This window comes from Ruegeria profundi (assembly GCF_020171505.1).
GTDB classification, from domain to species: Bacteria; Pseudomonadota; Alphaproteobacteria; order Rhodobacterales; family Rhodobacteraceae; genus Ruegeria; species Ruegeria profundi.
Genome location: NZ_JAIUZS010000003.1, coordinates 186749 through 200753 on the forward strand (window position 1 = coordinate 186749; position 14005 = coordinate 200753).

General features: G+C 57.0%; 13 protein-coding genes. 5 read left to right on the forward strand and 8 right to left on the reverse strand.

What is annotated here, in order from left to right; genetic code table 11:
• Positions 1–16 precede the first annotated feature (16 nt).
• Both accD and LCM21_RS07090 read left to right on the forward strand, forming a co-directional pair.
• Positions 17–949 carry an acetyl-CoA carboxylase, carboxyltransferase subunit beta gene (gene accD / locus LCM21_RS07085; protein WP_224889969.1) on the forward strand — a complete coding sequence of 311 codons (933 nt, stop codon included), beginning with the start codon at positions 17–19 and terminating at the stop codon, positions 947–949.
• A complete protein-coding gene (locus LCM21_RS07090) occupies positions 946–2220 on the forward strand; it encodes a bifunctional folylpolyglutamate synthase/dihydrofolate synthase (RefSeq protein ID WP_224889970.1) in 1275 nt (424 codons plus the stop codon). The genes accD and LCM21_RS07090 overlap by 4 nt, the downstream gene beginning before the upstream one ends.
• A gap of 30 nt (positions 2221–2250) precedes the next feature.
• On the opposite strand, the gene zapE is transcribed toward LCM21_RS07090, so the two are convergent.
• Positions 2251–3309, reverse strand: a complete 1059-nt coding sequence (gene zapE, locus LCM21_RS07095; RefSeq protein ID WP_224889971.1) for a cell division protein ZapE — start codon at positions 3307–3309, stop codon at positions 2251–2253.
• 149 nt (positions 3310–3458) lie between these two features.
• Here zapE and LCM21_RS07100 point away from each other — a divergent pair, with 149 nt between their 5' ends.
• On the forward strand, positions 3459–4697 hold the full coding sequence (locus tag LCM21_RS07100; protein WP_224889972.1) for an MFS transporter: 1239 nt from the start codon (positions 3459–3461) through the stop codon (positions 4695–4697).
• Between the two features lies 1 nt (position 4698).
• On the opposite strand, the gene LCM21_RS07105 is transcribed toward LCM21_RS07100, so the two are convergent.
• From LCM21_RS07105 to LCM21_RS07125, 5 genes are all read right to left on the reverse strand, one after another.
• On the reverse strand, positions 4699–5319 hold the full coding sequence (locus LCM21_RS07105; RefSeq protein ID WP_224889973.1) for an HAD family hydrolase: 621 nt from the start codon (positions 5317–5319) through the stop codon (positions 4699–4701).
• Positions 5320–5462: 143 nt separating this feature from the next.
• Entirely contained in the window at positions 5463–5918 is a 456-nt protein-coding gene (locus LCM21_RS07110) for a YaiI/YqxD family protein (RefSeq protein ID WP_224889974.1), read from the reverse strand.
• Positions 5915–7372: a Si-specific NAD(P)(+) transhydrogenase gene (sthA, locus tag LCM21_RS07115; RefSeq protein ID WP_224889975.1), complete on the reverse strand. Its 1458-nt coding sequence runs from the start codon at positions 7370–7372 to the stop codon at positions 5915–5917. Before sthA ends, LCM21_RS07110 begins: the two co-directional genes overlap by 4 nt.
• Positions 7373–7375: 3 nt before the next feature.
• Complete coding sequence (gene fghA / locus LCM21_RS07120) at positions 7376–8209, reverse strand: S-formylglutathione hydrolase (protein ID WP_224889976.1); 834 nt, start codon at positions 8207–8209, stop codon at positions 7376–7378.
• A gap of 102 nt (positions 8210–8311) precedes the next feature.
• Positions 8312–9241, reverse strand: coding sequence for an AEC family transporter (locus LCM21_RS07125; protein ID WP_224889977.1), 930 nt, complete (start codon positions 9239–9241; stop codon positions 8312–8314).
• Between the two features lie 170 nt (positions 9242–9411).
• Here LCM21_RS07125 and LCM21_RS07130 point away from each other — a divergent pair, with 170 nt between their 5' ends.
• The gene (locus tag LCM21_RS07130) at positions 9412–10029 is read left to right on the forward strand and encodes a TetR/AcrR family transcriptional regulator (protein WP_224889978.1); all 618 of its coding nucleotides are present in this window, start codon (positions 9412–9414) and stop codon (positions 10027–10029) included.
• A gap of 134 nt (positions 10030–10163) precedes the next feature.
• The gene (locus LCM21_RS07135; protein ID WP_263618936.1) at positions 10164–11909 is read left to right on the forward strand and encodes a sugar phosphorylase; all 1746 of its coding nucleotides are present in this window, start codon (positions 10164–10166) and stop codon (positions 11907–11909) included.
• Here the strand turns inward: LCM21_RS07135 and LCM21_RS07140 are convergent.
• Positions 11893–13122, reverse strand: coding sequence for a glycosyltransferase family protein (locus LCM21_RS07140; protein ID WP_224889979.1), 1230 nt, complete (start codon positions 13120–13122; stop codon positions 11893–11895). The genes LCM21_RS07135 and LCM21_RS07140 overlap by 17 nt on opposite strands.
• Positions 13123–13140: 18 nt before the next feature.
• Positions 13141–13914 carry an HAD-IIB family hydrolase gene (locus LCM21_RS07145; protein WP_224889980.1) on the reverse strand — a complete coding sequence of 258 codons (774 nt, stop codon included), beginning with the start codon at positions 13912–13914 and terminating at the stop codon, positions 13141–13143.
• Between the last annotated feature and the right edge of the window lie 91 nt (positions 13915–14005).

Here is a 14005-nt window from a genome sequence, read left to right on the forward strand (position 1 = left end):
ATAACAAGGTTCCGACATGAACTGGATCACAAACTACGTCCGCCCCCGGATCAACTCGATCTTCTCGCGCCGCGAAGTGCCCGAAAACCTATGGCACAAGTGCGACGAGTGCGGCACGATGCTGTTCCACCGCGAGTTGGCGGAAAATCAGAATGTCTGCACGCAGTGCGGTCACCATATGGCGATCACACCGCGCGAGCGGTTCAGGCACCTGTTTGACGGCGGTATTTTCACCGAGGTCAACGTTCCTGCGCCGACGGCCGATCCGCTGCAGTTCCGGGATCAAAAGAAATACCCGGATCGCATGCGAGCCGCCCAGAAAAAGACCGGCGAGAAAGAAGCGATGCTTGTAGCCACTGGTGAAATCGGGCGCACCCCGATTGTAGCTGCTGCGCAGGATTTTTCGTTCATGGGCGGATCTATGGGCATGTATGTCGGCAACGCGATCATCGCCGCCGCGCAAGAGGCGGTAAAGCTCAAGCGCCCGCTGATCCTGTTCTCAGCCGCAGGTGGTGCGCGGATGCAGGAAGGTATCCTCAGCCTGATGCAGATGCCCCGCACGACTGTGGCCGTTGAGATGCTGAAAGAGGCGAATCTGCCCTACATCGTCGTCCTGACCCACCCAACCACAGGCGGCGTTACCGCGTCTTATGCGATGCTGGGCGACGTACATATCTCGGAACCCAACGCGCTGATTTGCTTCGCCGGACCCCGTGTGATCGAGCAGACCATTCGCGAAAAACTGCCTGAAGGATTCCAGCGCGCCGAATACCTTCTGGATCATGGCATGCTGGACCGCGTAACCAAACGGACCGAGATGCGCGATGAGTTGATCACAATCACGCGCATGCTGCTCAAACAACCGCCTGCAGTCAAAGGCGATTTGCCTGCCCCGGCACCCGAAGACACCAAGGTCGAGGCGCCGGCCGAAGACGCAGCCGAAAAATGACAAGCCAGACATCTGACCTCATCCTCGAAAGGATGATGGCGCTGCACCCAAAGATCATTGATCTGACCCTGGATCGTGTCTGGCGTTTGCTTACGGCCCTTCACAATCCGCAGGACAGTCTGCCGCCCGTGATTCACATTGCCGGGACCAACGGCAAGGGTTCGACCCTGGCAATGATCCGCGCCGGGATTGAGGGGGCAGGGCTGTCGGCTCATGCCTATACTTCGCCCCATCTTGCGCGGTTCCATGAACGCATCCGATTGGCGGGAAAGCTGATCTCAGAACCCGCTCTGACCGCCGTTCTGGATGAGTGCTACGCTGCCAATGATGGTGAGAAAATCACCTATTTTGAGATTACAACCTGTGCGGCCCTGCTGGCCTTTGCTCGGGAGCAGGCGGATTACACGTTGCTTGAGGTCGGTCTTGGCGGGCGCCTGGACGCAACCAACGTCGTTCCTCAACCTGCTGTGACGGTAATTACCCCGGTCTCGATCGATCACGAGCAGTTTCTTGGCAACTCTCTGGGAAAAATCGCAGCAGAAAAGGCGGGTATCATCAAACCCGGCGTTACCTGTATCGTTGGCCCTCAAGAAGATGAAGCACTTGAGGTTATCGAATATACAGCTGCGCGTCTGGGGGCACCGTTGTTGATCCACGGGCAGCATTGGCATGTGCATGAAGAAAACGGGCGCTTGATCTATCAGGATGAGACTGGTCTGCGCGATCTGCCTATGCCGAATCTTCTGGGCGCGCACCAGATTCAAAACGCAGGCGCCGCGCTTGCTGTTCTGCGCTACCTGGACCTCGGCGATGATGCTTATGAAGCCGCCGTTTCCAAGGCCGAATGGCCTGCGCGGATGCAACGCCTGAAAACCGGCCCGCTTGTCGAGGCCGCACCGCAAGCCGAGTTGTGGCTGGACGGTGGCCACAATGCCGCCGCCGGTCTTGCTTTGGCAGACGTGCTGGCAAAATTACCCGAACGTCCAACGCATATGATCTGCGGAATGCTCAACACCAAAGATGTGACCGGCTATCTGGCACCGCTAGCCAAACAGGCCGAAAGCCTGACTGCGGTCTCCATACCGGGTGAGGCAGCCACGCTGAGTGCGGAAGAGACCGCAGCTGCCGCTGCCAAGGTGAACTTGCCCGCAACAACCGCCGATAGCGTTTCGGATGCGCTCAAGTCGATTGTTGCACAAAACCCGCAAGCCCGCGTTCTGATCTGCGGTTCGCTGTACCTTGCGGGCAACATCCTTCGTGAAAACGGCTGAACCTATCGGTGGCGGAGCGGGGCAGATATCTTAATTTCCCCAATTCTGATCCTGCATTTCGCGCAAGCGCGAGGCGGTGCGCTCAAACTCGAACGTGCCTTCGCCTTCAACATAGAGCATTTCAGGCTGGGCAGCGGCAGAACAAATGAGGCGCACCTTTGCCTCGTACAGGGCATCTATCAGCGTCACGAACCGCCTTGCCTCGTTGAAATTGTTGCGTGACAGGCGCGGGATGTCCTCAAGAACCAGAACTTTTAGTACCTCTGCAATTGCCAGGTAATCTGCTGGCCCAAGCATCCTGCCGCACAGATCATAGAACGATGCGCGCGCAACACCGTTTCGAAATGCGGGCAGCTCAACCGTCCGGCCCTTGACCTGCAACATCAAAGGCTCTGCGACACCACCTGACAGATCGTTCCATACGCTGCGAATGGCCTGCCGCGCCTCAGGCCCGATCGGAGTAAAGTAAACAGGCGCGCCTTTTAACCGGTTTTGCCTGTAGTCAGTTGACGAAACCAGCTCCCAAACCTGAAGCTGTTCCTTGATATGGGCGATGAACGGCAAGAAAAGCTGGCGGTTCAGCCCGTCCTTGTACAGATCATCCGGGTGCCGGTTCGAGGTGGTTACAACAACCACGCCGCCCTCATGCAGCATGTCGAACAGACGTCCGACGATCATAGCATCGGTGATGTCGGTGATCTGCATTTCGTCAAAGGCCAGCAACTTGACCGATTTTACAACCGCTTGTGCGACCGGGGCTAAAGCATCCTCGACCCCGTCTTGACGTGCCTTGTGCATGCCTGCGTGAATTTCCTGCATGAAAGCATGGAAATGCACCCGCCGGACTGGAACGTCATCCATTGCGTCAACGAACATGTCCATCAACATGGATTTTCCGCGCCCCACACCCCCCCAAAGGTATAACCCCTTTGGCGGTGGCGGCGCCTTGCGAAAGAACCCTCGTTTGACCGGGGCCGACAGCTCTGCCCGGATACGCTCGAACTGGGGCAAGACCGCCTCTTGCGCATCATCCCGCGTTAGGGATCCTTCGGCAATGCGAGCGTCGTAAAGCGAAATCAAATCCGTCATGGGGCTGAGCCATACCGCCCGCGTTGCCCCTTGAAAAGCGGGCATTCTCACTGACACATCAAATTTCCTTATCCTTGACCTCAAATCTGTTGAATTGACCGGCAGTTCAATTTCGCTAACGTCCGTCGAAGCATAACTCCGGGGGCCCAATGCCGCATACAGCACGCCTGCTGAACCCGATCCTGATCGTTGGATGCATCATCATCACGGTCAGCTTTGCCGTGCGCGCTTCATTCGGGGTGTTCCAGATTCCGATTGCCAGCGAATTTGGCTGGCTTCGCACCGATTTCTCGTTGGCAATTGCAATTCAGAACCTGGCCTGGGGGATCGGTCAGCCAATCTTTGCCGCGATCGCCGAGAAAATCGGTGACCGGAAAGCGATTATTCTGGGAGCTTTGACTTATGCTGCCGGCATGGTCTTGTCGGCCTGGTCGATCACACCGTTCGGGCATCAGATGTATGCGTGGCTGGTAGGGTTCGGTATCGCGGGCACCGGCTTTGGCGTTGTGCTGGCCGTGGTCGGGCGCGCCTCGTCCGACAAGAACCGTTCAATGTCTTTGGCTATTGTTACGGCGGCGGGAAGCTTTGGGCAGGTAATCGGTGCACCGACAGCCGAGTGGTTGTTGACCTTCCTGCCCTGGCAACAGGTTTTTATTGTCTTTGCAATTGCGGTTCTGGCTCTGGTCCTGACGCTACCCTTCATGCGTGCGCCGCAACCGGTCAGCAAGGCCGAGCTGGAAGAGAGCATGGGCCAGATCATAGGACGTGCCTTCCGCGACCCGTCTTATGCCATGATATTCCTCGGGTTCTTCAGCTGCGGATACCAATTGGCCTTCATAACCGCCCATTTTCCTGCCTTCGTGACCGAAATGTGCGGACCCATCCAGCCGGGGGGTGTCCTGCATTCGCTGGGCATTACCACCACCTCTGCATTGGGTGCCGTTGCAATATCCTTGGTCGGATTGGCAAATATTGGCGGCACCCTTTTGGCCGGCTGGGCCGGAAACAACTTCCCGAAGAAATACCTGTTGGCGGGGATCTACACGTGCCGAACCTTTGCGGCAGCGATCTTCATCATCCTGCCAATCACGCCGATGTCGGTTATCGTATTTTCGATCGTGATGGGGTCGCTCTGGCTGGCGACGGTGCCGCTGACCTCAGGCCTCGTCGCGCATCTTTATGGCCTGCGATACATGGGAACGCTTTATGGGTTCATCTTCCTCAGCCATCAGATCGGAGGATTCCTTGGTGTTTGGCTTGGCGGGCGGATGTACGATATCTACGGCGATTACACGATGGTTTGGTGGATTGGTGTGGCCGTGGGTGCCTTTAGCGCCATTGTTCACCTTCCCATTCGGGAAAATCGGACCGCTGCAGTTCCCGCCTGACCTATCTGGCCTCTTCCGAAGTCAACAACCCCTCGGCCACCAGCCGGTCTGCCCAGCCTTGCGGCCCCGTGAAGTGATGCGTTTGCCACCCCCGCTTGCGTGCGGACTCGATGTTGTCGATCCGATCATCTGCAAATAGCAACGCCTCGGGTGGCAGACCGCAATCGGCCTCAACCATCTCGTAAATCGGTGGATGCGGCTTCACCGTTTTCATTCGCCCCGAGACGTAGTGCCGGTCAAACTCGTTCAGGAACGGATAGATCGTGGTGGCGTAGTCAAAATTCTGTACACCGAAATTGGTCAGCGCGAAAACGGGAATTTTCTTAGCACGCAAAGCGCGTTGGAGACGGACGGAGTGTGGGATGTCCGGTGCGGCCAACTCGATCCACTTATCATGCCACATCCTGATCTCGTCGCGCCAGTCGGGGTATTTCTCGGCCCAGTTATAGATTGTGTCGGTGAAGTGATGGCCCTGATCGACCAAATCGTTCATCCCGTGCAGATTAACCTCTGCGAACATGGCGCGGCGACGCTCCACGCCGATTACCTTGTCATAATAGCGTTCAGGCTGCCATTCGATCAGAACATTTCCGACATCGAAAATTACGGCTTCAATTGGCATGTAGCGCCCCTGTTCATTTACCTTTGCTCGCGCCGACTGAACCAATCCGGGACTGGATTTACAAGACGGAACCGCAGCGCGCAGCGCTGCCTCGCCCAACGGGAGGCGATGCATCTTTGATGCGTCACCGACGGGCGGGAGTACTACCCGCGCCGCGCCGCACGCAACTCGCGTTCCAGGGCGTCCAGAAAGCGCGAGCGGTCGGCCTTGCCAAAAGGTTTGCCGCCGCCACCGGTCCCCAAGGGGTTGGCTGCGCGCAGGTCTGCCATCAGATCACGCATCGCCAGTTGTTGTCCGATATTGGCGGCTGTAAAGACCTCACCATTCGGGCGCAGGACCCGCGCGCCTGCCTCAACACATTTCGCAGCCAATGGAATGTCCGAAGTGATCACCACATCGCCTTCCCCGCACCGTTCCGCGATCCATTTGTCCGCCTCGTCGGCACCCTCGGATACGACCACGACCTGCACCAGAGGGTTCGGTGATGGCCGCAACCCGCCGTTCGACACCAGCGCCATCGGCACCTTGTGTCGTGTTGCCACTCGTTCGGCCTCGGCCTTGACGGGGCAGGCATCACCATCGACATACAGCGTGGTCACGCCTTCTTTGCCTCTTTCTTTTCAGGTTCAGCGGGTTTCTTGCGCACCTTGAACTCCTCGGGGATTGGCATTCGGTTGAACGCGTCCAAACCGGCGATCTTGTAGGCTTCGGCCAAGGTTGGATAGTTGAACGTATTCTGGACGAAATAATCCACGGTGCCTTTGAGGTTCAGCACGGCCTGCGCAATGTGGATAAGCTCTGTCGCGCCTTCACCAACAATTTGCACGCCCAGCACCCGGCGGGTTTTCAATGAGAACAGCATTTTCAGCATGCCGTGCTCCAACCCCATAATGTGACCGCGCGATGTCTCGCGGAAGCGCGCTACGCCAACCTCGTACGGGATGCCGCGCTCTTGCAGCTCTTCCTCTGACATGCCGCAGGTCGAAATCTCGGGCACCGAGTAAATGCCATAGGGGTACCACGGGCTTTCTGGCAGCGTCGGCGTTTCCAAGGCGTGACAGGCAGCCACGCGCCCCTGTTGCAGCGACGTTGAGGCGAGCGAGGGATGCCCGATTACGTCCCCCGTCGCATAGATATGCGGCACAGAGGTCTGATAGGTCTTGCGATCCACCTTGATCCGATTGCGGTGGTCCGTCTCAAGCCCGACCGCATCCAGATTAAGCGCCGAGGTTGCACCCATGCGTCCGGCTGCAAACAACAGCATTTCCGCCCGAACATGCCGTCCGTTGTCCAGGGTTACTTCGACATGATCGCCCGCATCGTCGATTTTTTCCACCGCCGATCCCAACCGCAGATCGACGCCGTTTTCACGAATTTGATGGGTAAAGTCGTGGATGAGCCGTTTGTCGATGAAATCCAGGAACGTTTCGCGCGGCTCGATCAGCGTCACCCGCACGTCCAGTGCCGAGAACATGGTCGCGTATTCCACCCCGATCACACCGGCCCCAATCACAACCAGTGATCGCGGAATCTCTGCCATCTCAAGAAAATCGTCGCCGTCGACCACGGTCTTGCCGTTGAAAGGCACATAATCTGGCCGATAGGTTTTGGTGCCCGTCGCGATCAGAAACTTGGCCGCCGTCAAGCGGGTTTTGTCCCCGGCATCGGTGGCCACCTCAACCTCATGCGGGCCAACAAATTTTGCTAGACCATTGAGGGTTTCCACGTGATTTCGGTTGAACTGATGCTCCAGCACGTCGACCTCGTGGTCCAAAGTCATATGCAGACGCGCCTTGAGGTCTTCTGCCCGGATCTGATCTTTGACGCGATATGAGCGCCCATAAAAGCTGCGCTCGCGCCAGCCGGACAGGTTGAGAACGGTTTCCCGCAGGGTCTTCGAAGGAATAGTGCCCGTGTGAACAGACACGCCGCCGAATCTGTCCTTGCGGTCGATGACCAGAACGCGCCGTTTTAGCTTGCCCGCCTGTATCGCTGCGGAACGTCCCGACGGGCCCGACCCGATGATGATCAGGTCAAAGTCGTATTTGCTCATCCGTTAATCCCCATACAGCGCTTCGGCGTGAAAGGTGATGTGGTCTTCCATGAAGGTCGACACGAAGAAATAGGAATGATCATACCCCGGCTGCAAACGGTAAGTGGCCTGTTGGCGGCGTTCAGCGATAGCAGAAGCGAGCGCCTCGGGGCGCAGAAGGTCGATGAATTGATCATTCGCGCCAGTGTCGATCAGGATCGGGCCATCAAACCCCTTTTCTTTCATAAGTAGCGCGGCGTCATGCTTGGCCCATGCGGCCTCGTCATCACCCAGATAGGCGCTTAGCTGCTTGCGGCCCCAATCCGATCCGGTCGGGTTCGAGATTGGGGCAAAGGCTGAAACGGATCGGAAACGCCCGGGCAGGTTCATCGCCAGCGTCAAGGCGCCATGGCCACCCATAGAATGCCCGGTGATCGCCTGTCGATCCCCGTCGATGGGGAAGTTTGCAGTCAGAAAGCCGGGCAGTTCCTCGGCCACGTAATCCCACATTTTGAAATGCGGTGCCCACGGCGTCTGCGTCGCGTTGACATAGAACCCTGCACCCTGACCCAGATCGTAGTCTTCGTGATCCGCGACACCCTCACCCCGTGGCGAGGTATCGGGAAACACAACGGCGATGCCTTGTTCTGCCGCCCAGGCCTGCGCACCTGCTTTGGTCATGGCGTTTTCATGGGTGCAGGTCAGACCGGACAGATACCACAGCAGAGGCACAGGGCCGTCCTTGGCCTCTGCGGGCAGAAACAGACCAAAGGTCATATCGCATTGGCAGGCTGAGGAGGCATGGCGGTAGACGCCCTGCACACCCCCGAAACAGGCATTTTCCGAAAGGGTTTCCATCTGGCAGAGTCCTTCACTTGGGGTTGCGACATGGCTAACGACCCACGCGCGCGGCGTAAAGACCGCCGGCCGCGGACGCGCGCATTTTTTGAAAGTCAGTTTTCAGAGTGTTGCGAGCCAGGCTATTACAACGGGCACGCTCAGGATGCTGGCCGCGGTCGACAATAGAATTGCCGCTGATGCGCGGTGCGGGGCCACGCGGTAATGGGCCGCTAGCATATAGACATTGCCCGCAACCGGTAACGCGGCTGCAGCAATAGCGACCGAGGCTGGAAAAGTTGCAACCGGGATCAGCCAAATCAAGGCAATGGCCACACAGGCCGGATGAATGACCAGCTTGCAAAAACTCAGCCAGGCCGCGATCTGGACCCGCTCGGCGGATTTAGACGCCAGCGATGCTCCGATCGCGAACAATGCACCGGGCGTTGCAGCCCCGCCCAGAAGGGTCAGAAAATCGTTGAGCGGGTCAGGGACCGGCATCTGAAAGGCCGACCACAGCATGCCCGCAGAAATTGACACGATCATCGGATTCTTCGCCAACCCCAAACCGATAAGACGCAGAGTCGCCAGGCCGAGGCGACCGTCGCGGCCGGCATTGATCAGGATCACGATCAGAGAGGAAAACACCACCAAGTCCACCGCCAATACCAGCATAACGGGTCCGATGGCCGCTTCGGACAACAGCAGGGCCAGCATTGGCAGACCTAAAAAGCCAACATTTCCAATCGCCGCGCATTGCGCCTCGACCGCCGCAGTGGGGATATCAAGCCCCCGTATCCACGCCACAAATGTGGCAAACAGGTAGACTGCCATGGTGCCCAGCAGATAGCCCAAAACCAGCCGGCCGTTGAAGATTTCGGCAAAAGGCAACGTTGCGGCAAAGCGGAACAGCATCGCTGAAAGCGCAAAATAGAAAACAAACTTGGTCAGATAAGCCGTCGCGTCTTCGGTAAAGAAGCGGCTGCGCCCGGCCCAGTACCCCAGGCCGATGATCGCAAAGAACGGAAGGGTGCGCAGAAAAATCTCGACCATGGGCAGAGTGTTAGCATTGTTTTGCCGCGCAGCAAATCACCTGAAATCAAAGCGCCCTATCGTAAAAACAATGAGTGATTATTAGCCATTTCCAAACAAAACTGCGCGAATCGTTGTATCTGAACTGATCGGTTTATAGTTTGTTGGGATCAGCAACCCAAGGAGAGCCCATGACTCAGACAGCCGCCATCCTTCGGACGGGCCGCAAATTCGATCAGGTGCTGCGCGGCGCCCGAGAGGTTTTCATGGCGGATGGGTTCGAGGGCGCAAGCGTCGATGACATCGCGCGGGCGGCTGGCGTTTCGAAGGCAACGTTGTACAGCTATTTCCCAGACAAGCGTTTGTTGTTCACCGAGGTCGCTCAGACCGAGTGCAAAAGACTGGCTGAAAACGTCATTTCGATGATCGACGATTCCAAACCCGCGCGCGAGGTCCTGACAATCGCGGCGACACAGCTGGCCGCGTTCTTGGTGTCCGATTTCTCGCAGCAGGTGTTCCGGGTATGCGTCGCTGAACGGGATCGGTTCCCGGAACTTGGCATGGCTTTTTTTGAGGCCGGGCCGCAGAACGGTCAGCGCCACATGGTAGAGTACCTTGAGAAGGCCGTCGCAAAGGGTGAACTCGCCATCGAAGATGTGCAGATCGCGGCGGAACAGTTTTCAGAACTGTGCAAGGTCCGCATCTGGACCAAGGCAGCATTGGGCATTCAGACAAGTTTCAGCAAATCGGAAATCGACGAGATCGCGCTACAGGCCGTGGATATGTTCATGGCCCGATACGGTGTCTGACAAAGAGGGCACGACCAAGATTTGAGCAGCCGCGAAAGCGTTCGCTGAAACAAAGGCCAACGGCGAAATTGATGTTTGACAGGTGGCGCATTCTGGAAAACCATCAGCCGGATAAAGCGAAGGCCCTGTGATCCTTGACCCGTGTGACTGCCAGTTTTTCCCGCCGTCTGAGCGACTTGCTTGTTCAGATCTATCCTGAACACGATCAGGCTATTCTGGCGCAGCAGATCACTGATGCTTTCTGGCCCGCAGGCACGCATCGGCGGAAACAAGGCCGCAAGCCCGGCAACAAGCTTTGGTCGGAAAAAGACAGCGTCCTTATCACCTATGGAAACTCGATCGAAGATCAGGCCCACAAACCGCTGGACCTATTGCACGACTTTCTGATCCGGCATCTCAGGGGTGTCGTGAACGGTGTTCATATCCTGCCGTTTTTTCCTTTTACCTCGGATGACGGGTTTGCGGTCTCTGACTACTATAGCGTCAGTACTCAGCTGGGCGATTGGTCCGACATCACGCGGATCGCCAACGACTTTCATCTGATGTCCGATCTCGTGCTGAACCATGTGTCCAGTCAAGGCGCGTGGTTTACCAATTACCTGCAGGGAAAATCTCCGCACGACCGTTTCTTTGTAGAAGCCTCGCCCGAGGATGATCTGTCTCAGGTCGTGCGCCCCCGCACCACGCCGCTGTTGCGGCAGGTCGAAACCAACAGGGGCGAGAAATACGTTTGGTGTACCTTCAGTCACGATCAGGTCGATCTGGATTTTTCAAACCCCGAGGTATTGCTGGAGATGTTGCGGATCATCCGCCTCCACATAGACAAAGGGGTGCGGATTCTGCGGTTGGATGCGGTGGCTTTTGTCTGGAAAGAGATCGGCACCAACTGCATCCACCTGCCGCAGACCCACGCCATCGTTCAGTTGTTGCGGCTGCTCTGCGACTTTACGACGGAAACACTGGTCCTGTTGACCGAAACCAATGTTCCCCGAACTGAGAACCTCAGCTATTTCGGCAACCGGAATGAGGCGCATGCCGTTTACAACTTCCCTCTGCCGCCGCTGATCCTGCATGCGATGCAGTCGGGGACAGCACAATATCTGCGTGAATGGCAAGCTGCGATGCCTCCCGCACAGTTGGGATGCGCCTATCTGAACTTTACGGCCAGTCATGATGGGATTGGCATGCGCCCTGCCGAAGGGGTTCTGCCGCCTGATGAAAAAACACGCATGATCGACACTGTCCGACGTATTGGCGGGTTGGTTTCAATGCGGGCACTGCCGGACGGGCGCGAGGAACCCTATGAGTTGAACTGCGGGTATTTCGAGGCGATGCGCGAAACGTTTGACGGAGAGGATCAGTACCATCTGGCGCGATTCATCTGCTCTCAGACGATTGTCATGTCGCTGGAGGGGATACCGGCGTTCTACATCCATTCCTTGCTGGCAACGCCCAACGATCATGAAGGGGTCGCTCGGCGCGGCATGAATCGGGCAATCAACCGACATCGCTGGCATTACCCAGAGCTGCTGGCGCGATTAGCTGATCCGGGATCAAATCAGGCCTTGGTGTTGTCGGAACTGTCGCGACGCCTCCGATTACGCGCACAGCAACCCGCCTTTCATCCCAACGCGACGCAATTTACATTGCGGTTGGACAATCGTGTCTTTGGCATCTGGCGGCAGAGCCTGGATCGCAGCCAGTCGATTTTTGCTTTACACAATGTCTCGTCAGAGCCAGTGAATGTCAGCCCGACCGAGTTTAACATGATTGCCGAAGAAACCTGGACCGATGCCCTGACTGAGGAAATCCTTGCAACCAACGGCCCGGATATCGTGCTGGCCCCGTATCAATGCCGCTGGATCACGAATGCGGGGTGAATTGTGCAAGATCGTCGGACACCGCCGCCTTGAGCCGCAGCAGGAATTCAGGGTCCGCTGAATGGACACGGTTCCAGGTCGGAATGAACGGGGTCTCGTGCGGGTTGTCCAGAAAAACCTGACCGGCGCGGATGATGTTTTCGGCAAACAGCTCGATTGATTTTTCTTCCTTGTGGCGATCCAGCTCTAACCCGTTCATCCGTGCATCGGTGTAGTAGCTTTCAAGCAAATCCAGCGCTGAGCGGTAGTATGTTGCCTTCAGAGTGCGGAACGTGTTCGGGGTAAAGACTGTCCCATCTGCGGCAAGCTTGCGGAAGATTGCCTTGCAGATGTCGGTGGACATGCGGCTCAGACCCTGATTGGCGTCTTCGGGCGAAAGGTCCTGATGCTTATGATCGTAATTATCGGCGATTTCGACTTGGCAGACGGATTTTGGCGCCAGATTGCGCCACGCCTCGGACAGTACGCCAATCTCCAACCCCCAGTCTGACGGGATACGCAGATCGGGCAGGGTAGGGGTGCGGATCGCGAACTCGCCCGACAAAGGATAACGAAAGCTGCGCAGGTAATCGAGGTAGTCCCGATCTCCGACCACCTTCTTCAATGCAATCAACAGCGGGCTAACCAAAAGACGCGTGACACGGCCATTCAGCTTGCCATCACCAATGCGCGGGTAAAAGCCCTTGGCCATTTGGAACGGAAAGGTAGGGTTCACGACCGGATAGACCAAACGGTCCAGCATCTGTCGGTTATAGGTCACGATATCGCAGTCGTGAATCGCCATAACCGAACTGTCTGCACACGCCAGCAAATAGCCAATGCAAGACCAGACATTCTTGCCTTTGCCGGGTTCCTGCGGGGCAAGACCCAAATCGTTCAGATGCGATTGCAATAGGCTCAGGCGCGGGCTGTCATTCCAGATCACGGCATGGTTTTGCGGTAGTTTTGCAAAAAACGCGCGTGCATGTCGGTACTGCGTCTCGTCGGCCTGATCCAGCCCGACGACAATACGGTGAAGATAGCTCACCTGCGCCAACTCATCCAAGATACCCGCCAGCGCCGGGCCTTCCAGCTCGGAGTAAAGGCACGGCAATATCAGAGTAATTTTGCGGGTCTCCGCATAAACCGAAATCTCATGCGCCAGATGTCCCGCTGGTCGACTGCGCAGATTGTGCAGGGTGGTTATATTGCCGTTCTGATGAAAATCCGCCATGCCGAATGCCTTTTGTGATCAGAGGTCCGAAGTCAGGGTCAGGATCGCCTCTGACCAGCCCTGCGGCCCGCTATGTGTTGTTCTCAGTATCTGTGTTTCTATTTCTGGTGGAAAAGGGGGAATTGACGGTCCATCAGGATTGGCGACAACAACGCCCTGATCAGCAGTTTGGATCATTTCAGCATCGTTTGGTGCATCCCCCAACGCAATAGTGCGGATAGGCTTCAGGCGCCGGATCACTTCGGCCATCGCGTCGGCCTTGGTTCTGCCAAAAGACAGGGTCAGAAAGCGACCACCTTGCCGAGCCGTCACTCCGTTACGTGCCGCTTCTTTCAAAAATGCCTGCAAGCCTGCTTGAGACCCCGTCCAGAGACCGGGTTCACTGAACCTGCGTCGGCGTGCAAGTGTCGCTTGCGCCGGACTGAGGCCCGTTTCCCGCGCGACGTCGAGATCTGTCATGTCTCCGAACCCAAGAAACCCCTTAGGCAGCGTTTCAAGCACGGCGCGCAGGCGGTTATAATCGTCGTCATTAGAATCGGGTTTGCCGGGCCAAAGGATGCCTGCACCGTTTTCGACGATGGCCGGCATGTCGGTCACGCCCATCTCTTGCTGAAGGACTCGAATTTCTTCCGCCGTCTTGCTGCTGGCCAGAATAAGGCCGGCCCCCAGGCCTCTCAACCGTTCAAGGCCGGGTTTGGCCGCGTCCCAGCCATAGTCGTGATGATCCAATAGCGTCCCATCCAAATCAGAAAACACCAATAGGGGCAGGGCATGTGCGGCAGAGTCGTTCATTTGCCTGAAAGTAAAGGATCGTGGATGCACATTGTAAATGCGGGCTGACGAATTTCCGGTCAACTCCGGCGTGAACGCCTAATTATTGGGC